Here is an 18,853-nt window from a genome sequence, read left to right on the forward strand (position 1 = left end):
TTTGACTTTTCAATCGAAAAGTCCTCCAATCGCGCGATAACGGGCGCATCCCGTCACGATCTCTCGTGCGACTCCGGAGTGAATTCGGTTAGCAGATTCACGAAGCAGTTTTCAGTCTACGACCGCTTCTCCCTGATTGAATCGTTCCCTAACGTACTCTGTTCCATCAACGTCCATGATGTATTCCTGATGTTCACTTTAGCATGAACGCCTGTCGGTTTCAATCCACGCTTGCAAAATGATAGAGCAAAATACCAGCCGCTACTGCCGCATTCAACGACTCTGCTTTACCACGAATCGGGATGTAGGCACGCTCATCACAGTACGAGAGCAACTCTGGCGCAACGCCTTGTGCTTCATTCCCGATGATTAAACCGAGTGCGTCCATCGGTGCGATCCCGTGATAAGACGTCGCCCCTTCTAACGCCGTTCCGATTACCGCAATGCCTTGCTCGTGCAAGGCATTGACTGCCTCTTCGAGCGGCATGGAGATAACAGGTAGGTGGAACAGCGATCCTTGCGTCGCACGGATGACTTTTCCGTTATAGACGTCAACTGTTCCCGGTCCGACGACGACACCATCGAATCCAGCTGCGTCAGCTGTCCGAATCATCGTTCCGACGTTCCCTGGATCTTGCAGACGATCGAGCAACAAATAGCGTCCTCGTTCTAATTGCACCGAAGCTTGTTTCATCTCACAGACAGCGAAGATGCCTTGCGACGTTTCCGTCTCAGCCAGTACTTTGATGACGGCATCATCAATCGTAAAGACATCGGCATTTCGTTTCCAAGAACCGGGTACTTGATACGATTCACGCACGATCAATTCCTTGACGATTCCAGCGCGAACAGCTTCTTCAATCAAGTGTTCTCCTTCAATTAAGAAACGGTTCGTCTGCAGACGTCCTTTTTTCGTTAAGAGTTTTTTCCATTGTTTAACGATTTCGTTCTTTGCTGATGCGATGTGCTTCATTGTTTTATTACCCCTCGTAGATCGCTTGGACAGTCTCCGCATCCAGACGTTTTGTCACAGCAACGACTAGATCGACGGCTGCTTCGAAATCGGCTTTATGCATGATTGAGACATTCGTGTGCAGGTAACGAATCGGTACAGTCAATGCAAGTGATGGAACACCTGTATTCGATAAGTGGAACTTCGCTGCATCCGTTCCGCCACCTGGTGTTAAGTCCAGTTGATACTTGATATTTTCTTCTGTTGCGACTTTCGTCACGAAATCGATCAATCCACGATGTGCGATCATCGACGCATCGAACATGATGACTTGAACGCCTTCACCTAATTTCGACAATGCTTCACGATCGGTCATTCCTGGCGTGTCACCCGGGATACCTGTATCGACAGCAAAGGCGATTGATGGTTTGAGCAGGTGCGCGACAGTTTGAGCCCCACGTAATCCGACTTCTTCCTGAACAGTCGCTCCTGCGAAAATCGTGTTCGGATGTCCATCTGCTTTTAAGCGTTTGATTGCTTCGATTGCGATGGCACAACCAATCCGGTTGTCCCACGCTTTTGCCATCAAGAAGTTCTCATTTTTCATCACAGTAAATTCGCAATGTGGAACGACCGTATCACCCGGACGAATTCCCCAACCGTCGACTTCTTCTTTTGATGAAGCACCGATATCAATGAACATGTCCTTAATGTCGACCGGCTTATTGCGCGCTTCCGGTGGTAAAACATGAGGTGGTTTTGCACCGATTACACCTGGAATGACTTCACCAGATGACGTCACAATGTTCATACGCTGTGCCAAGAGGACCTGCCCCCACCAACCGCCGAGTGGTTGGAAACGAAGGAATCCTTTTTCATCGATCTTCGTGACCATGAATCCGACTTCATCCATGTGACCCGCAATCAACACACGTGGTGCATCTTCACCTGCGCCTTTATGTTCAGCAAAGAGACTACCGAGACCATCTTGGTGGAATGCTTCTGCATGAGGTTCTAAATATTCACGCATGAGGCTCCGGACTTCTTTTTCGTTTCCCGGTACACCTGTTGCGTCCGTGAGACGTTTTAGCATATGTAATTGTTCGTTCATCTGATTTCCTCCTTAGTAACCGTTGTCTTGTCGCACATGGTTTGCTTCATTTTTAGAAATGTAAGCCTTGAAAATCATATCCTGTGTAAAGCCTAGTGTAGCACCTAATGCAAGGTATGCACCAATCAGAACGTCATAACTTTGTTCCGTCCGCGAAATCGCAAAGACGTTCGTTTTGTTATAGACATCTAAAAAAGCATCCGTTGCTGTCAAATAGAAGTCACCTTCTGTAAAATGACTTTTCTTGTACTCAAGCGCTAGACCTAGTGAGAGTAGAAAATGGACGCCATCGACATATTCCTCAAGAATTGTGACTTGAGCGGATGGTCCCTTCTTCGACCAGAACTTAAAGCAACGTGTCTCGTTCGCAAGTTCACCGAGTTCGACCAATAAGGCGAGTAAACGCTCGTCGAATTGATTGCCTGTCAATTGATGTTCTGACTGAATCCGTTTATCCAACTGTTCTTGCATCTCAAAAAGTGTCAACCAATCCATCTTTAATTCTCCTTCTATCTAAAAAAATCATATGACCGTCTCATCGACGTGCCTTCTTATTTTATCATTAAATCGAAAAAAACGTCGGAGAATTAAATTCCCCGACGAATTGTAGAACTTAAGCGTTCAATTTTGCTTTTGCTGTGTCAGCAAGTGAAGCAAATGCAGTTGCATCTGTAACTGCGAGGTCAGCGAGCATCTTACGGTTAACGTCGATACCTGCTAATTTAAGACCATGCATCATGCGGCTGTAAGAAAGACCGTTGATACGTGCTGCCGCATTGATCCGAGTGATCCAGAGGCGACGGAAGTCACGTTTCTTTTGACGACGGTCACGGTAAGCGTACATGAGAGATTTCATGACTTGCTGTTTCGCAACCTTGAAGAGTGTATGTTTCGAGCCGTAGTAGCCCTTAGCTAATTTGAGTTGTTTTTTACGACGTTGACGAGTCGTATATCCGCCTTTTACGCGTGGCATATAAATTCCCTCCTAAATCTGTATACGATTGGATAAATTACTTCGCGATCATGTGACGGATGCGTTTGAAGTCACCCGTAGATACCATGCTAGCTTTACGTAATTTACGTTTCGCTTTTGTTGATTTGTTACCGAACAAGTGGCTTGTGTAAGCACGACCACGTTTCAATTTGCCAGAAGCAGTACGTTTGAAACGTTTAGAAGCACCGCGGTGCGATTTCATTTTAGGCATGAGAGATTCCCTCCTACTTCGATTCGATTAGTCTTCTTTCTTAGGAGCAAGCACGAGGAACATGCTGCGTCCTTCCATCTTCGGTCTCTGTTCCACAACACCGAACTCACTTAAATCCGTTGCGAGGCGTTCGAGAACGCGTTTACCGATTTCCGAGTGAGTGATGGCACGACCGCGGAAACGAATACTCGCTTTCACTTTGTTACCATTCTCCAAGAATTTCTTCGCATTACGGAATTTCGTTTGGAAGTCGTTCTCCTCGATCGTCGGGCTAAGACGAACTTCTTTCATCTGAATCACTTTCTGATTCTTCCGAGTTTCTTTGTCCTTCTTTTGCATCTCGAAACGGTATTTACCGTAGTCCATGATCTTACAAACTGGCGGCGTCGCTTGTGGAGCGACCATGACGAGGTCAAGTTCCGCTTCCTCTGCGAGACGTAGCGCTTCGTTGCGTGATTGGACACCTAGTTGAGCACCATCCGCTCCGATAAGACGAACTTCCCGGGCACGGATGCTTTCATTGATTAACAGATCTTTGCTAATGGTTAGCACCTCCATCGTGCAATGCACGAAAAATGAATGATAGAAAACGCTATAAAAAAAGCGTCGGCAGTTCTTCCCGCCCACACTCATAAGGAACGTCAAAGCATAGCAATCGCTATACATTGCGTATCTTCATGATGAACCAGTACGAGTCGTCATACATGGTGAGAAGCGGGATGCTTCTGCTTTGTTGTCATTTCACTTTGCTATCATAGCACTTGTTTTCCCGTGATGTCAAGCCGCTTTCTATGTTCTTACAGAACGTTGCTCACATACTTGATTATAATAGCAATCCTTTAACGGATAAGCAAGAAGTTTCTAACCTGTTTTTCACTGGTACATTCACTACATGTCAAAAAGATTCAGAACATTCGCAAGCAAAATTGTTTATTTAGAATGATTATTGTTTTATAATCAATGTAATCTTACATAAAGGGGAGAATAACAGATGACTGAAAAACGATTAACGACCAATCAAGGTGTACCAATCGGAGACAATCAAAATTCACGCACGGCTGGACGTCGTGGACCTACATTATTAGAAGACTATCAATTAATCGAAAAGATGGCCCATTTCGACCGGGAACGTGTACCTGAGCGTGTTGTACATGCTCGTGGATTCGGTGCTCACGGTGTCTTCACTGTCAAAAACTCGATGAAAAAGTACACGAAAGCTGCGTTTTTACAAGAAGAAGGGACAGAAGTTCCTGTCTTCGCCCGTTTCTCGACTGTTATTCACGGCACGCATTCTCCAGAGACACTCCGCGATCCACGTGGATTCTCTGTCAAGTTCTATACAGAAGAAGGAAACTGGGATTTCGTCGGGAACAACCTTCCTGTCTTCTTCATTCGCGACGCCATGAAGTTCCCGGATATGGTCCATTCACTTAAACCAGATCCACGCACGAATATTCAAGATCCCGATCGTTACTGGGACTTCATGACACTTCGTCCAGAATCGACGAACATGCTCATGCACCTTTTCACGGATGAAGGTATTCCTGCAAGCTACCGTAAAATGCGTGGTTCTTCCGTCCACTCATTTAAATGGGTGAATGCTCACGGCAACACGGTCTATGTTAAACTACGCTGGGTACCAAAAGCTGGCGTTCATAATCTCTCAGCTGAAGAAGCAACAGAGATTCAAGGAAAAGATTTCAACCATGCTTCAAACGATACGTTCCAAGCGATTGAAGACGGAGATTATCCGGAATGGGATCTGTTCGTACAGGTGCTCGATCCGGCTGACGTCGATCAGTTCGATTTCGATCCGCTCGACGCAACAAAAGATTGGTTTGAAGATGTCATCCCGTTCCAACACGTCGGTACGATGACACTGAACAAAAACGTCGACAACTATTTCGCTGAAACGGAATCTGTCGGGTTCAACCCAGGTGTCTTGATTCCAGGGATGCTGCCATCTGAAGATAAGTTGTTACAAGGTCGTCTGTTCTCTTACTCGGACACACAACGCTACCGTATCGGAACGAACTATCAACAACTTCCGATTAACTGTCCGTTCGCACAAGTGAACAACTATCAACGCGACGGCGCAATGCCAGTCGGTCAGCAAACGAGTCCGGTGAACTACGAACCGAACCGTTATCAAGAAGAACCAAAAGAAACACCAGAGTATACGGAAGAAAACCAGCCGTTACTTGATGATAAACATGGTCGTCTCGAAATCGAGAAAACGAACAACTTCGGTCAAGCGGGCGAAGTATACCGTCGTTTGACAGAAGACGAGCAAGCAGCTCTTCTGAAGAACCTCGTCAATGATCTCGAACAAGTACGTCATGAGAACACAGTCCTGCTTGCAATCTGTAACTTCTACCGTGCTGATGCTTCACTCGGTCAGAAACTATCAGAAGCGCTTCAAGTCGATATCGAACCGTTCTTGCAACAAATGCGTTCGTAATATGACACAAGCACCCTTGACTTACGTCTTGGGTGCTTTTTTTATGTCTTAATATGGGATGAAATCGTAGCGTTCTGCCGTCTTGTACGTGAACTCATTGAGTTTCTTGAACAAGACGATTTGATCGAGACCGACCTGCTTGACCGTATTTTGTTGCATGTAACGTTTTTGTTCTGACGTAAACGTATTATAGATCGGAGCATAGCCATTGCTTTGGAACGGTTGCATTTGAATCGCCCGATCCGCGTCTTCAAATCGATTGTAGCGAATCGTCCCTCCGACAACTCCTCTACCGAGAATCGTCATCGCTTTTCCATCCGCCCGGTGCACATTTCGAATCGTATTGTAACGAACCGTCGGATTCTTCCAGTTCATCATCGAAATCGCATAATCCTTTGTTCCGTCAATTGTATTTTTTTCGATCCGGACATTCGTGTGTAATCTATTTTCTGTGTATTGATGTGTGCCAATTGCCACGTTGATATTACGGAACAGATTATTGCGAATCGTGATATCTGCGTTCGGCGTTCCGTCTTGTTTCGACCACTTCCAGTTGAAGCCCTTTGTGATCGGGTCTGGTGTATCGAGATTAATCGATTCATTCGGACCGGTATTCGGGATCATGACGGCGTCGACGAATTTCATGTTTTCGATGACTGCCTTCTTCGTCGCATCAAGTTCCATCGCATGTGAACCTTTTTGATTCCGTACTGTGATGCCGCCGATATACAAGTTTTGATTATGGGCAATGGCGAATGCTGAACCACGCGTATATCGATTCAAGTCGATTTGCGCATTCCCTTTCCCGATGATTTTAACGTTCTGTGAGCCATCATACTTTCCGACCTTTTTGTTCAAACGCAACACGGATGGAGCAACAAGATCAAATACACTAGTCGTCGAACTAATCTTCGTCGTTCCCGTTTCCGTCGTCTTCTTGATGATGACGCCATCTTCCAAGATCACCGTCGTATTGGACGGAATACCGACACGTAGTGGAGACAGGTACGTTCCTTTCGTCAAGACGAGTGTCCCGCCACCCTCTTTTTCAAGACGCTCCAAATAGGAGCGCATCGTATAGTGATTACGCGTCTTTGCGTTATAGGTCGTATATTTACGGATCGTCGGGTCAATTGCTTCTGTTTTTGGTGTGATCCGGTACGTCTTTTTTGTCGTCGCCGCACTCACTTCACCCGGATGAATACCAATCAAAAGTGAAGATGCGATGAGAACAGCAAGAGTCGTCTGCTTCATTTTTTGTAACTTCCTTCCCATCCTTCAAAACATTCCATCCAATGAAGGTTTATTATAGCATTTATCCAATTAAAGGAAAAATAATTTTCAGTTATGTTGAATAGAGTCAGCTGAATGATCTACCTTTGTCATCGGTATGCCGCTTCCTTCTTTTAAGTATCACATCACAAAAAAAGTCCGCCCTACATCAGCAGGACGAACTCTTTCATGAGGCTAGAATTATTTTGAACGGTTCGCGATTTCTTGTTCTAAATCAGCGACGAATTGTTCAAGTGATGCATTGCTTGAGTCTTTTGAACCGTAGCGACGAATGTTGACTTCGCGCGATTCGACTTCTTTGTCACCTAAAACAAGCATGACTGGTACTTTGTTGACTTGTGCTTCACGAATCCGGTATCCGAGTTTCTCGTCACGGAAATCTGTTTCGACACGAATTCCTTTTTTCAGCAAGATCGCTTTGATTTCACGGGCATAGTCTTCATGCACTTTAGAAACCGGAATCAATTTCACCTGGACCGGTGCGAGCCATGTTGGGAACGCGCCTTTGTATTCTTCGATCAAGTATGCGACAAATCGTTCCATCGTCGAAACGACACCACGGTGTAAGACGACCGGACGGTGATCTTGTCCGTCATTTCCTTTGTACGTCAATTCGAATCGCTCTGGTAAGAGGAAGTCGAGTTGGACTGTCGAAAGCGTCTCATCTTTACCAAGTGCTGTCCGAACTTGCACGTCAAGCTTTGGTCCGTAGAAGGCAGCTTCGCCTTCTGCTTCGAAGTATTCGAGTTCGAGCTCATCCATTGTTTCTTTCAACTCACGTTGCGCCATTTCCCAGATCGCATCGTTATCGAAGTACTTCTCTTTATCCGCTGGGTCACGGTACGAAAGACGGAATTTGTAATCCGTGATTCCGAAGTCAGCATAGACTTCTTGAATGAGGTGAACGATGGCTTTGAACTCATCTTTCATTTGGTCAGGACGGACGAACGTATGTCCATCGTTAAGGACCATATAACGAACACGCTGAAGACCAGTCAAGGCACCAGACATCTCATAACGGTGCATACCACCAAGCTCCGCGACACGAAGCGGTAAATCACGGTACGAACGCGGTTCGTTCTTGTAGACCATCATGTGGTGTGGACAGTTCATCGGACGAAGAACGAGTTCTTCATTGTCCATCTCCATTTTCGGGAACATGTCATCTTGATAGTGATCCCAGTGACCCGATGTCTTGTATAGATCGACTGAACCGAGAACCGGTGTATAGACGTGCTCATATCCAAGTTCGAGTTCTTTATCGACGATATAACGTTCGACCGTCCGACGGATCGCTGCTCCTTTTGGTAGCCACATCGGGAGTCCTTGACCGACTTCTTGAGAAGTGAAGAACAAGCCAAGTTCCTTCCCGAGTTTACGGTGATCCCGCTCTTTTGCTTCAGCAAGGAAGTGGAGATGTTGTTTCAACTGATCTTTTGTCGCCCATGCTGTACCGTAAATCCGTTGTAACATCTTGTTTTTTGAATCCCCACGCCAGTAAGCACCAGCAATGCTCATCAATTTGAAGACTTGTAGCTTCGCTGTCGCTGGAACGTGTGGTCCACGGCAGAGATCGAAGAATTCGCCTTGACGGTAAATCGTCAAATCCTGATCAGCAGGAATCGACTCGATCAATTCGACTTTCAACGGATCATTGAGTTCTTTATAGATCGCGAGTGCTTCGTCACGTGAGACGACTTCGCGTTCGATCGGCAAGTTTTCACCCGCGATTTTATTCATCATCTTCTCGATTTCCGGAAGATCCTCTTCTGTCAAGCGACGTTCCATATCGATGTCATAGTAAAAACCATTCTCGATGGTCGGTCCGATTCCAAGATGAATCGTTTCATCCGGATATAGACGTTTGATGGCTTGTGCCATCAAGTGAGCCGATGAGTGACGAATCAAGTCGAGCCCTTCTTCTGAATCCGGCATGATCAATTCGATTGTACCGTCCTCTTCGATTGGACGACGGTAATCGATTGCGTGCCCGTTTAGTTTTGCAGCAAATGCTTTTTTACGAAGTCCTGGGCTGATTGAAGCAGCGACTTCTTCTGCTGTCGTACCGACTGCGAATTCCTTTACGGCGCCGTCTGGAAATGTAAGTGCGATGTTTGACATGACTGTTTCCCCCTTTAACAAAATAAAAAAGACTCATCCCTAAAAAGGGACGAGTCTTAATCTCGTGGTACCACCCTCGTTCCCGGACCAATGCTGGTTCGGCTCGAACACGCGTTAACGGGCGTGAAGCGCAAACGGATTAGCCCCGTTCGTGCTATGAGGGAGTAAAGACATGAATGATGCCATGAGAAGCTTCCACCGCTCTTCTCTCGCTAGTTTGGTTCATTTCATACTTCATATCCTCAATCGTTGCATCGTCTATTGACGTGTCATTAGTATAACGAATCGGTCGCTTCCTTGACAAGGAAAATTAGTAGCGACGTCGATTTTCACCGAGGAACTCGATCGGTTGTGTCGTCGTCCGAATCCGTTCCATCAATCGTGCGGCCTTTAACTTATCGCCTTGATCGTTCGTAATCCCGAAATGGAGCTCAAGTTCATCATAAGATAAGTTTGAGCTGAACAATGTCGGCAGACGATGCATCATCCGATATTGCAAAATGATTCCGAACAACTCATCTCGTACCCACGGACTGATCGATTCTGCGCCGATATCATCAATCAATAAGACCGGAATCGTTTGGAATCCTTCAAGGAACGTATCGAACGAGTCAGACCGGATCCGCCGTTTCGCTTCAGCGACGAAACCAGGGGCATGGACAAGAATCGTTGCAATCCGTTCTTTTTTCAGTGCATTCCCGATCGCAGCCAAGAGATACGTTTTCCCGACACCAAAGCTACCGTGCAGGTACAGTCCCTTTACATGCTCTTTTGAGCGCAGATGATTGAGGAACTGCGACGCCGCACGTAAAGCGAGCTTCCGGTCCGTCGTCGACAAGTCAAAATCACTGAAGTTCGCATCGCGCACTTCGTCCGGCAGGAACAGACTCTTGAACTTTTTCTCAAGTGCACGTTCATCTTCTCGGTCTTTGAGTGCTTGCGACTTTTCATATGAAACGACGATTTGTCCTTTTTCGACGTGCAGGATCGGCTGATAGCCTTCGATGACGGCTTTACTTTCAATCAGTCGATTCCCATCCATCTGTTCCGCGTATTCGTTCAGTTTGAGCATACCCCGCTCGATCATCCGTTGATCAATCTCTGGATGGGTCCGTAAGAACATGACGACCCCCGGATGAGACAAGACCCGTTGTTGAATCGCTCGAACCGATTCTGCGACGTCCGGTCGATTTAATATTTTTTCGATAGATGATTGGATATGTTCCATGTCCCGACTCCTTTAGTTCCCCTTCAGTTCTCGTAAGATTCGTTCCATCTCTTCATCGTCTGGAACATCTGCTTCGAAACTCGCTTTTTTAGAGGCTTCATACTGTTGCTGTTTCGCCTTCTCTTCTTGCAACCACTTCGGATTCGGACCGCCGTTCGTATTGCTCGTCCGTCCCCGACGTCCACCGACAGTCTGACGCGCACGTTCTTGTTTTTGCTCCTGCTTCTTCGCAATTAAGTCATCCTGCTCCTGTGTCTTCGCCAGCGCCTCGGATGCTGTCACGTATCCCTTCTGTTTCCAATCATCAACAATTGATAAGAGGAAGTTCTTACTGAAGCGATTGTCTTTTTTGACGACAAGCGCATAGTAGTAGGCGGCATTGACAATCCCGGATGACATTTCATAATCGATGATCAATTGCTGGATCAATTCTTCATCCCGTTCAGACAATGCTTTGACTTTTCGCAACTTCGCGACATAATGCTTCGGATGGGTACTTTCCATCGTTTCCGTCGCTTCAACGTCTCCGACCTCAATCGTATCGAGTGAGGCGACCTTCGCTTTTTTCTCGCGGCTGAGTTTTTGTTTCGCTGACAACATCATTTGTTTGCAACGTTCCTGTTTCTCAGCATCGGTCATCGGCAAGTATGCTTCGTGACGGAAACGAGCATTCAACAGTTCCGCCATCAGCGCTTCGTTCGACTGCGTGACATAGGCAAGCTTTACGAGCAGATGATCAATCGCCTTTGAATAAAATGTCCGTGGTAGAAAACGGTCGGTCTGACGTTTCATCTCTTCTAGATCAAATGAATAATCAAATTCATATACTGCTCGTTCCTGTTTGGCATAGGCTTTCGGCTGATGCGCGGAAGCAAGACCAGCTTTCACATCGAACACTTGATCAAATCGAACCGTCCGATCAACGATGTTCTTCGGAAGCGGCTCCGTCCGGAATCGATGTTGGAGGGAGCGGAAACGAATTTCACCGACGCGGTAGAATAGCAGACTCGATAACACCCCGTCATTCAAAAAAGTGTTTGGAGCGAGCGGCACCCGGATTTGATAGATGTAACGATACGCGGCTTGGCGCGCTTCGAACGTCCGGATCAAACCGATGCCTTCTAGCTTGAACAACTCTTCCTTGAATTCATCGACAGAAAAACCGAGTAGTGTTCCGAGTTCCGCATGGGAGATGTATTGGGATTTTGTTTTTCCCGGAATCATCTCGCTCCAAAACGTTTGATAAAGTCCAAGTGCTTTGACGCCGATGATCGGCTGGTACAAATAATATAAAGATTGATAGGCTTCACGGTCGACGACACCATTGCTCATCACTAAGCAAAGATCGGTACCGGAAAGTTCACGTTCTACCATCTGACTCGTCCTTTCCTTAGGGAGAAAAAGAGAGGTACGCTGACCGGACAGACGACCTCTCTTATATCACGTTCAATTTTCACGGTCATTTTCTTGATGTCGCTCCATCAGCTCAGAAAGCTCTTGGAAGAAGACATTGATGTCCTTGAATTGTTTATAGACACTCGCAAAGCGAACGTATGCCACTTCATCGACGGAAGCTAGTTCATTTAACACGAGACGCCCGACCTGCTCACTTGGAATCTCATGCTGAGCTGTCGCTCGTAATGCCTTTTCGACTCGACTGACGACTGTTTCTAACTGTTCAATTGAAATCGGTCGTTTTTCACAGGCACGCACTAGTCCCCGCAAAATTTTATCACGATTGAACTCGTCGCGCGTTCCGTCTTTCTTTACGATGATTAAAGGGGTCTGTTCGACCATTTCGAAAGTCGTAAAGCGATAGCCGCAAGACTCACATTCACGTCTCCTCCGAATCGAACCGAAATCCTGGACCGGTCTTGAGTCCAGTACTTTTGTTCCGTTAAAATTACAGGCTGGACAGCGCATGCCGTACCTCCGTTCACGTGATTTCTTTTGTTCCAATCATTTTTAATCGGTATCCCGCATCAAGTGAGGCATAGATCCGCTCGATGTGTTTTTCGAGATCAGGTCCGAGAAGACTCTCACGATGTAAGAATAGATCGACGGCCGTACGTCCGCCCGCCACCATGATGACGGTCGCGAGTCCGTCGACTTCTTTTAATGTAAAAGCGAGTTCTCCACGTTCCGCGTCAACACGACGCACCGTCCCACCCTCTTGCTTTAAGATATTTTCTAAACCAGCAAACAACATCTCGACCGTTGCTGCGTAATAGTGTGTGCGTAGATTTTCGTTTTTATGTGTATCGGATGTCTCTAGCTGTTTTTGTAAGCGTTCCTTCAGTCCCATGGTCATCCTCTTTTCTTTGTTTCTTCTACTATTAAGAATAACAGACGTCAGACATATTAAAAAGCCCTCGTCTGAACGACGAGGGCTTGACGAATTCGTGTGTGTTGTCAGTTGACGTGCTGGACAGTAGCCGCTGGAACTTGAACTGGTCCCATACCACGTGGAATTTCGACATTTTCACGGATTTTCGCATCGAGCTTTTCAGCAATGTAGTTCGCTGCGATGGCTGGATCGATCCGATCCCCACAAGTAAAGACATCAACCGATGCATACCCGTGCTCTGGGAAACTGTGAATCGTCAAGTGCGATTCAGAGATAATGACGACGCCACTGACGCCGTGTGGTGCAAACTTGTGGAATGCTACTTCTCGTACTTCTGCACCTGCTTGAAGTGCTGCGTCAACGAAAAGTCGTTCAACGAATTCCATGTCGTTCAATTTTTCAGGATTACAATCCCAAAGTTCTGCAATAATGTGTCTTCCCATAGTATCCATTTGTGGATCCCCCCTACATTCAATGGTCTTCAAAGTAGTTGATCACTTACTTTGCGCCTGAGTCGTTCGCACCCACGGGGGAAAGTTAGTCCAGAGAGGTCCTAACCCTTTAAGCTGCGATTGCCAGACCGATTGAAGTTCACGATTTGAATTATAGCGAGTATCAAAAAGATACACAAGGATAAATTTCAAAAATTAATACATTTCTAGAAAAAAAAACGGGACAGATCCCGTCGTTACTGGGATCTGCCCGTTGTCATTAATTCAATTCAAGTTCTTTTTCAACCGTTCCCATCGCCTCTAAGTGCGCCGAAACAAGGTGTACGAGGTCGACGACGCGGCAGGAGTAACCCCACTCATTATCGTACCAAGCGAGGACCTTCACTTGACGACCACCCATGACCATCGTCGAGAGTCCATCGACGACCGTCGAACGCTCTTCTCCGTTGAAGTCGATCGAGACGAGCGGTTCCATCGTCATTCCTAGAATACCGTCAAGCGCACCGTCCGTTGCTTTCGTGAACGCTTCGTTCACTTCAGCAACCGTCGTATCGCGACTAACTTCGACGACGAGATCGACGAGTGAGACGTTCGGTGTCGGAACACGAAGCGCGAGTCCATTCAATTTCCCTTCCAAGTGTGGCAAGACGAGTGCGATTGCCTTTGCTGCACCTGTCGATGTTGGAATGATGGATGATCCACATGCGCGGGCGCGTCGTAAATCCTTATGCGGATTGTCAATATTATTTTGATCGTTCGTAAACGCATGAACCGTCGTTACGAGACCCGATTCGATTCCGAATGCCCGGTCGATGACTTGCACGACAGGTGCGAGACAGTTCGTCGTACACGATGCGTTCGAGACGATAGCATCTGTTTCATGATCATACATGTCGTCATTGACACCCATGACGATCGTTCGGACATCCCCTTTAGCAGGTGCCGTGATGACGACCTTTTTTGCGCCTGCCACTAAATGCTTCGCAGCACCCGTATCTGAGTTGAACTTTCCTGTCGCTTCGACGACGATATCGATGCCGAGTTCCCCCCACGGCAATAGCTCAGGATTGCGTTCACTGACGATTTGAATTTGTCTTCCGTCAACCATCAACGCCCCATCGATGATGTCGACCGGATAATTGAATTTCCCATGTACCGTGTCGTACTTGATTAAATGTGCGAGTGTTTCGACTGGATAACTTGCATTGATTGCTACGACTTCGCTTTTCCCCTCAGCGATCAGACGTCGAAAGACCATTCGACCAATTCGACCAAAACCATTGACTGCCACCTTGACTCCCATGTGCGGATCCCCCTTCAATGTGACGGATGTAGCTCCGTTTACAGATAGAACTATATCATGAAATGTAAGCGATTTCATTATGTTCTCTAAAAAAAGTAAGAGAAGATGGAAACTTCTCTCACTTCACACTTTTTATGTGTCACTCTCATGCTTGCCAGTGTCATATAACGCTAACCATTTATCGATTTGTTGATATAACGAATCAAGACTCCCATCATTGAAGAACACATCATCCGCGAGCTCTTTTTTCTGTTCAATGCTAAGTTGCGAATGAATACGTGCATATGCTTCTTCTTCCGATAGATCATTACGTTGCATCAATCGTCTTAACTGCATATCTTCTGGGCAATAAACGACTACGACACGGTCGAATAGCGTCCGCCAATCGCCTTCAAGTAATAACGGAATATCAAATACGACGAGCGAATGTCCTGAACGTTCATAGGCATCTGCTTCATCAAGCATCTGCCGTCGAATACTTGGGTGCATCAACTGATTCAGCTGTTGTCGTTTTTCGCTATCCTGAAAAATGATTTGTCCGAGTTTCGGACGGACGAGACGTCCCTCCTCGAATGCTTCCGGGAACGCCATCTTGACCGCTTCATACGCTCGCCCTCCTGGCTCAACGACTTCTCGCGCAACGAGATCCGCATCGATGACCGCTATTTCTTTTTGCTTCAGATAGCTAGAAACCGTACTTTTACCGGTAGCGATACTGCCCGTCAGACCAACCCTCATAAGGCGACCTGTTGGCATGTCGGACAGAAGTGCGTTCCTCGTCCGCCGACTTTAATTTTTTCAATGGCAGTGCCGCAACGGGGACACGGTTCGCCCTTTTGACCGTATACCGCGAGTTGAAGCTGAAACTCACCTTTTCCGGAAGGTGAGATATAACTTCGGATCGTACTTCCCCCTGCTTCTACCGCTTGTCGTAAGACGTCGACACCGGCTTGATGAATACGTGAGATATCATCAAGCGTCAAGGCACCAGCCTTTGTCAACGGATGGACGCGTGCCGCATGAAGGGTCTCATCGACATAGATGTTACCAAGACCAAGGAAGATGGACTGATCGAGCAATGCCGTTTTGATTGGACTTCTTTTTTTACGAATTAAATTCTCTGCTAACACTTCTGCTGTGAACTCCGGATCAAACGGTTCGCGCTCCAGCTGTGCCAGTGGAGCAGTCTGCATTGCTGTTTCCTTATCACGCAATTCCATCGTTCCGAACTTCCGGACATCATTGTAATGCAGCTCCGAACCATCCGTGAATCGGAAGACGACATGGGTATGTTTATCCCGCTCGACCGGTTGCGGATACGGGAAGTACTTCCCTTCCATCCGCAAATGACTGACGAGATAAAAACGATCAAAATCAAAGAGTAGGAACTTACCGCGACGTTCGACGCGTTCGATCCGTTCTTGATGTAAGGCATCTGCAAATGGTGCCACTTCCATCCCCCGAATCATTTTCGGGTGGTAGACTTTGACGGAAGAGACTGTTTTTCCAGAGACCGAACGTTCTAAACTGCGGCGAACGGTCTCGACTTCAGGTAATTCAGGCACGTCTATTCCTCCTTGCTTACTTCGTTTCGTACCACGTATGTCCTGCGCCCCCATCGACGCGTAACGGTACGGATAGTTCGACGGTCTGCTCCATCGCTTGTTTGACAAGCGCTTGTAAGGCTTCAAGTTCTTCGTCCGGTGCTTCAAAAATCAATTCATCGTGTACTTGTAGTAACAAACGTGCTTTTAGATCTGATGCTTGTAAGGCAGCATGCACATCAAGCATCGCTTTTTTAATGATATCCGCAGCCGAACCTTGAATCGGCGTATTGATTGCCGTACGTTCCGCAAAACCACGTAAATTGAAGTTTTTCGAATTGATATCCGGGATGTTGCGGCGCCGGTTCATCAACGTTTCGACGAATCCATTCGCTCGTGCCGTCTCGATCGCCGTATCCATGAACTGTTTGATTTGCGGGAACAGCTCGAAATAACGATCGATGAACGATTGTGCTTCCTTCCGCGTGATGTTCAAGTTTTGTGACAGTCCATAATCGCTGATGCCATAAATGATGCCGAAGTTGACGGCTTTCGCCTGACGCCGCATGTTTCCTGTGACATCCTCCGGTTCAACACCAAAGACACTACTTGCGGTTTGAGTATGGATATCCTCATCATGTAAGAATGCATCGACAAGCGTCTGATCCTGCGACATATCGGCCATGACACGTAGTTCGATTTGTGAATAATCGGCAGCATACAGTGACCAGCCTGCCTCACTCGGAACGAAGGCTTTTCGAATCTTCCGTCCTTCTTCGATCCGAATCGGGATATTCTGAAGGTTCGGATTGACCGAACTTAAACGACCTGTCTGGGCAATCGTCTGAGCAAAACGGGTATGGATCTTTCCGTCTTCCTTGATGACTTTTTGTAAGCCTTCGACATACGTCGACTGTAATTTTTGAAGCTCCCGGTATAACATGATGTGATCGATGACCGGATGCAATGGGCGTAGTTTTTCAAGAACGTCTGCGGCAGTCGAATAGCCGGTCTTTGTTTTCTTGAAGGCGGGTAGTTCGAGTTTTTCAAACAGAATCACACCAAGTTGTTTCGGTGAATTGATATTGAACGACTCACCTGCCGCTTCAAAAACCAACGTCTCAAGTTCTGTAAGACGCCCGGCAAGGTCCGCTTGCATCGATTGGAGCGTCGCGACGTCGACACGAATCCCGGTCCACTCCATCTCAGCGAGAACACCTGACAATGGACGCTCCAGTGTTTCATACAGCTCATATTGTTGATTCGCCTTCAACTCTTCCCGAACTTTCGGGAACAATAGCTCGATCATCCGCGCCTTCTCTGCAAGATAAGGGTGTAATATGTCATCCGCTGGGGCTAGACGTTTAGCGCCCTTACCGAGGACTGCTTCTTCGTTCGGTGCCATCAATGCATAATGACCAGCAATTGAAGCGAGCGTCGTGCCGCCACTTAAGTTCAATAAGTAGCCAGCTAATAACAGATCCTCATAACCGTTTAAGGTTAAGCCATGCTTACGCAACGCGAATGCGACTTGTTTGGCATCGAGACAAATCTTCCGATGTTCCGACTCGATCCATTGGCGGAATGCCGGATCCTCGACGAGCGTTGGAGCAGCAACATAGATCGTGTCAGGTGTCGCGATCGCAAACCCGATGATGTCTTCTTCCATGTAATTCTCTCGCAGCTGTTCTGCAACCAATACGGCATCTGTGACACTTTCAGGAAGTGACGTAATCGTCACGACGTTCAACTGCTCTTTATCCTCTTCTTTGACGACAGGGGCGAATCGATTCGTCAACGACTTGAAGCCGAGCGACTGGAACAACGAATAAGGAACCTGGGTATCAATGTCGCGAATTTGCAAATCATCTAGCGTCGTCTCGAGCGGAACATCAACTTTAATTGTCGCGAGTTCTTTCGATAGTCGCGCTAGCTCTTCGTTCGCGATGACTTTTTCCTTCTGCTTCCCTTTTAAGTCCTCGACGTGCTCATACAGTCCTTCGACAGAACCATATGCCGAAATCAGTTTAACCGCCGTCTTTTCACCAATCCCAGGAATCCCTGGAATATTATCCGACTTATCCCCCATTAATCCTTTCAGATCAATCATTTGAATCGGTTTAAGACCACCGTACGTCTCAGCGAACAGTTCCTCAGTCATGCACTGGACGTCCGTGATCCCCCGCTTCGTGATCAAGACTTCGACCTTATCCGTGACAAGTTGAAGTAAATCTTTATCTCCTGTGACGATCCGCGTCCGATCCGTCGGCATCGTTCGTGCGAGCGTACCGATCAAATCATCCGCCTCATAGCGATGAAGTTCCATCATTTGAATACCGAGCGCTTCGCAGATGTCCCGGACGATCGGGAATTGTTCACGTAGTTCGGACGGTGTCTTTTCGCGACTTCCTTTATACTCCTGATAGACATCGTGACGGAACGTTTCACTCGAAGCATCAAAGGCAACGAGCATATGGGTCGGTTGTTCTTCCTCGAGCAACTTCAATAACATCATCGTAAAACCATATGCTGCATTCGTATTTCGTCCCTGTGCATCCGTCATTGGTGGTAAGGCGAAAAACGCCCGATAGGTCAACGAGTTCCCATCAATCAATAGCAATTTATTTTCCATCATCTACGCCCCTTTAATCGATTTTCTGTTCCTATTGTATCACTCTACACACATTTGTTCGCTAAAAATGACCAAAAAAAGACGATTGACTCACGGAGAGTCAACCGCCAAGGGCATGACGACATGGGAGCTGATCCAGTCGCCATACAGATGATGAAGAAGGTACTTTCATCATAAGATACGTCTATTAAGGAAATGTGAATC

The 18,853-nt window shown here is 46.9% G+C and carries 18 protein-coding genes; 1 reads left to right on the forward strand and 17 read right to left on the reverse strand.

Translation table 11 applies throughout. From position 1 onward, the window contains the following. Window positions 1-220: 220 nt before the first annotated feature. The 6 genes from KNQ15_RS02200 to infC all read right to left on the reverse strand — a co-directional run bounded on the left by KNQ15_RS02200 (window position 221) and on the right by infC (window position 3,826). Window positions 221-1,006 (reverse strand): TrmH family RNA methyltransferase, encoded by a 786-nt coding sequence (locus KNQ15_RS02200; protein ID WP_483299350.1) that lies wholly within the window; start codon window positions 1,004-1,006, stop codon window positions 221-223. Continuing rightward, window positions 981-2,063: a M42 family metallopeptidase gene (locus tag KNQ15_RS02205; protein ID WP_064299521.1), complete on the reverse strand. Its 1,083-nt coding sequence runs from the start codon at window positions 2,061-2,063 to the stop codon at window positions 981-983. Before KNQ15_RS02205 ends, KNQ15_RS02200 begins: the two co-directional genes overlap by 26 nt. 12 nt (window positions 2,064-2,075) lie before the next feature. Then, entirely contained in the window at window positions 2,076-2,558 is a 483-nt protein-coding gene (locus tag KNQ15_RS02210; protein ID WP_029342317.1) for a dUTP diphosphatase, read from the reverse strand. 118 nt (window positions 2,559-2,676) lie between these two features. Continuing rightward, window positions 2,677-3,036 (reverse strand): 50S ribosomal protein L20, encoded by a 360-nt coding sequence (gene rplT, locus KNQ15_RS02215; protein WP_012371057.1) that lies wholly within the window; start codon window positions 3,034-3,036, stop codon window positions 2,677-2,679. A 37-nt stretch (window positions 3,037-3,073) separates the two neighbouring features. Next, complete coding sequence (rpmI, locus tag KNQ15_RS02220) at window positions 3,074-3,268, reverse strand: 50S ribosomal protein L35 (protein ID WP_023469015.1); 195 nt, start codon at window positions 3,266-3,268, stop codon at window positions 3,074-3,076. Between the two features lie 27 nt (window positions 3,269-3,295). Continuing rightward, window positions 3,296-3,826: a translation initiation factor IF-3 gene (infC, locus tag KNQ15_RS02225; RefSeq protein ID WP_029342318.1), complete on the reverse strand. Its 531-nt coding sequence runs from the start codon at window positions 3,824-3,826 to the stop codon at window positions 3,296-3,298. Window positions 3,827-4,259: 433 nt separating this feature from the next. On the opposite strand from infC, the gene KNQ15_RS02230 reads away from it, so the two are divergent. Further along, a complete protein-coding gene (locus KNQ15_RS02230) occupies window positions 4,260-5,729 on the forward strand; it encodes a catalase (protein WP_029342319.1) in 1,470 nt (489 codons plus the stop codon). A gap of 48 nt (window positions 5,730-5,777) precedes the next feature. Here the strand turns inward: KNQ15_RS02230 and KNQ15_RS02235 are convergent, their stop codons facing one another. The 11 genes from KNQ15_RS02235 to polA form a co-directional block, all read right to left on the reverse strand. Continuing rightward, on the reverse strand, window positions 5,778-6,983 hold the full coding sequence (locus tag KNQ15_RS02235; RefSeq protein ID WP_214727529.1) for a glycoside hydrolase family protein: 1,206 nt from the start codon (window positions 6,981-6,983) through the stop codon (window positions 5,778-5,780). 219 nt (window positions 6,984-7,202) lie between these two features. Next, window positions 7,203-9,143, reverse strand: coding sequence for a threonine--tRNA ligase (thrS, locus tag KNQ15_RS02240; RefSeq protein WP_029342321.1), 1,941 nt, complete (start codon window positions 9,141-9,143; stop codon window positions 7,203-7,205). A 310-nt stretch (window positions 9,144-9,453) separates the two neighbouring features. After that, a complete protein-coding gene (dnaI, locus tag KNQ15_RS02245) occupies window positions 9,454-10,371 on the reverse strand; it encodes a primosomal protein DnaI (RefSeq protein WP_149427706.1) in 918 nt (305 codons plus the stop codon). Window positions 10,372-10,383: 12 nt separating this feature from the next. Beyond that, window positions 10,384-11,745, reverse strand: a complete 1,362-nt coding sequence (locus KNQ15_RS02250; RefSeq protein ID WP_023469021.1) for a replication initiation and membrane attachment family protein — start codon at window positions 11,743-11,745, stop codon at window positions 10,384-10,386. Between the two features lie 72 nt (window positions 11,746-11,817). Then, a complete protein-coding gene (gene nrdR, locus KNQ15_RS02255) occupies window positions 11,818-12,294 on the reverse strand; it encodes a transcriptional regulator NrdR (protein WP_023469022.1) in 477 nt (158 codons plus the stop codon). Window positions 12,295-12,307: 13 nt separating this feature from the next. Then, complete coding sequence (locus KNQ15_RS02260; RefSeq protein WP_023469023.1) at window positions 12,308-12,676, reverse strand: hypothetical protein; 369 nt, start codon at window positions 12,674-12,676, stop codon at window positions 12,308-12,310. Between the two features lie 107 nt (window positions 12,677-12,783). Beyond that, entirely contained in the window at window positions 12,784-13,170 is a 387-nt protein-coding gene (gene speD / locus KNQ15_RS02265) for an adenosylmethionine decarboxylase (RefSeq protein WP_023469024.1), read from the reverse strand. A gap of 259 nt (window positions 13,171-13,429) precedes the next feature. Beyond that, window positions 13,430-14,473 (reverse strand): glyceraldehyde-3-phosphate dehydrogenase, encoded by a 1,044-nt coding sequence (locus tag KNQ15_RS02270; protein WP_214727531.1) that lies wholly within the window; start codon window positions 14,471-14,473, stop codon window positions 13,430-13,432. Between the two features lie 132 nt (window positions 14,474-14,605). Further along, window positions 14,606-15,211 (reverse strand): dephospho-CoA kinase, encoded by a 606-nt coding sequence (gene coaE, locus KNQ15_RS02275; RefSeq protein ID WP_214727533.1) that lies wholly within the window; start codon window positions 15,209-15,211, stop codon window positions 14,606-14,608. Then, window positions 15,208-16,038 carry a DNA-formamidopyrimidine glycosylase gene (gene mutM, locus KNQ15_RS02280; protein WP_214727535.1) on the reverse strand — a complete coding sequence of 277 codons (831 nt, stop codon included), beginning with the start codon at window positions 16,036-16,038 and terminating at the stop codon, window positions 15,208-15,210. The genes coaE and mutM overlap by 4 nt, the downstream gene beginning before the upstream one ends. Before the next feature lie 16 nt (window positions 16,039-16,054). Then, complete coding sequence (gene polA / locus KNQ15_RS02285; RefSeq protein WP_214727537.1) at window positions 16,055-18,652, reverse strand: DNA polymerase I; 2,598 nt, start codon at window positions 18,650-18,652, stop codon at window positions 16,055-16,057. Window positions 18,653-18,853: the final 201 nt, after the last annotated feature.

Source organism: Exiguobacterium sp. s168, from assembly GCF_018619035.1.
Classification (GTDB): domain Bacteria; phylum Bacillota; class Bacilli; order Exiguobacteriales; family Exiguobacteriaceae; genus Exiguobacterium_A; species Exiguobacterium_A acetylicum.

What these genes read in the sequence shown, in the direction of transcription:
- nrdR (WP_023469022.1), bottom strand. Translation starts at nt 12,294, where the DNA reads ATGCGCTGTCCAGCCTGTAATTTTAACGGAACAAAAGTACTGGACTCA.
- KNQ15_RS02270 (WP_214727531.1), bottom strand. Translation starts at nt 14,473, where the DNA reads ATGGGAGTCAAGGTGGCAGTCAATGGTTTTGGTCGAATTGGTCGAATG.
- speD (WP_023469024.1), bottom strand. Translation starts at nt 13,170, where the DNA reads ATGGATACTATGGGAAGACACATTATTGCAGAACTTTGGGATTGTAAT.
- KNQ15_RS02250 (WP_023469021.1), bottom strand. Translation starts at nt 11,745, where the DNA reads ATGGTAGAACGTGAACTTTCCGGTACCGATCTTTGCTTAGTGATGAGC.
- rplT (WP_012371057.1), bottom strand. Translation starts at nt 3,036, where the DNA reads ATGCCACGCGTAAAAGGCGGATATACGACTCGTCAACGTCGTAAAAAA.
- infC (WP_029342318.1), bottom strand. Translation starts at nt 3,826, where the DNA reads ATGGAGGTGCTAACCATTAGCAAAGATCTGTTAATCAATGAAAGCATC.
- KNQ15_RS02235 (WP_214727529.1), bottom strand. Translation starts at nt 6,983, where the DNA reads ATGAAGCAGACGACTCTTGCTGTTCTCATCGCATCTTCACTTTTGATT.
- polA (WP_214727537.1), bottom strand. Translation starts at nt 18,652, where the DNA reads ATGATGGAAAATAAATTGCTATTGATTGATGGGAACTCGTTGACCTAT.
- dnaI (WP_149427706.1), bottom strand. Translation starts at nt 10,371, where the DNA reads ATGGAACATATCCAATCATCTATCGAAAAAATATTAAATCGACCGGAC.
- coaE (WP_214727533.1), bottom strand. Translation starts at nt 15,211, where the DNA reads ATGAGGGTTGGTCTGACGGGCAGTATCGCTACCGGTAAAAGTACGGTT.
- rpmI (WP_023469015.1), bottom strand. Translation starts at nt 3,268, where the DNA reads ATGCCTAAAATGAAATCGCACCGCGGTGCTTCTAAACGTTTCAAACGT.
- KNQ15_RS02230 (WP_029342319.1), top strand. Translation starts at nt 4,260, where the DNA reads ATGACTGAAAAACGATTAACGACCAATCAAGGTGTACCAATCGGAGAC.
- KNQ15_RS02210 (WP_029342317.1), bottom strand. Translation starts at nt 2,558, where the DNA reads ATGGATTGGTTGACACTTTTTGAGATGCAAGAACAGTTGGATAAACGG.
- KNQ15_RS02205 (WP_064299521.1), bottom strand. Translation starts at nt 2,063, where the DNA reads ATGAACGAACAATTACATATGCTAAAACGTCTCACGGACGCAACAGGT.
- KNQ15_RS02260 (WP_023469023.1), bottom strand. Translation starts at nt 12,676, where the DNA reads ATGGGACTGAAGGAACGCTTACAAAAACAGCTAGAGACATCCGATACA.
- thrS (WP_029342321.1), bottom strand. Translation starts at nt 9,143, where the DNA reads ATGTCAAACATCGCACTTACATTTCCAGACGGCGCCGTAAAGGAATTC.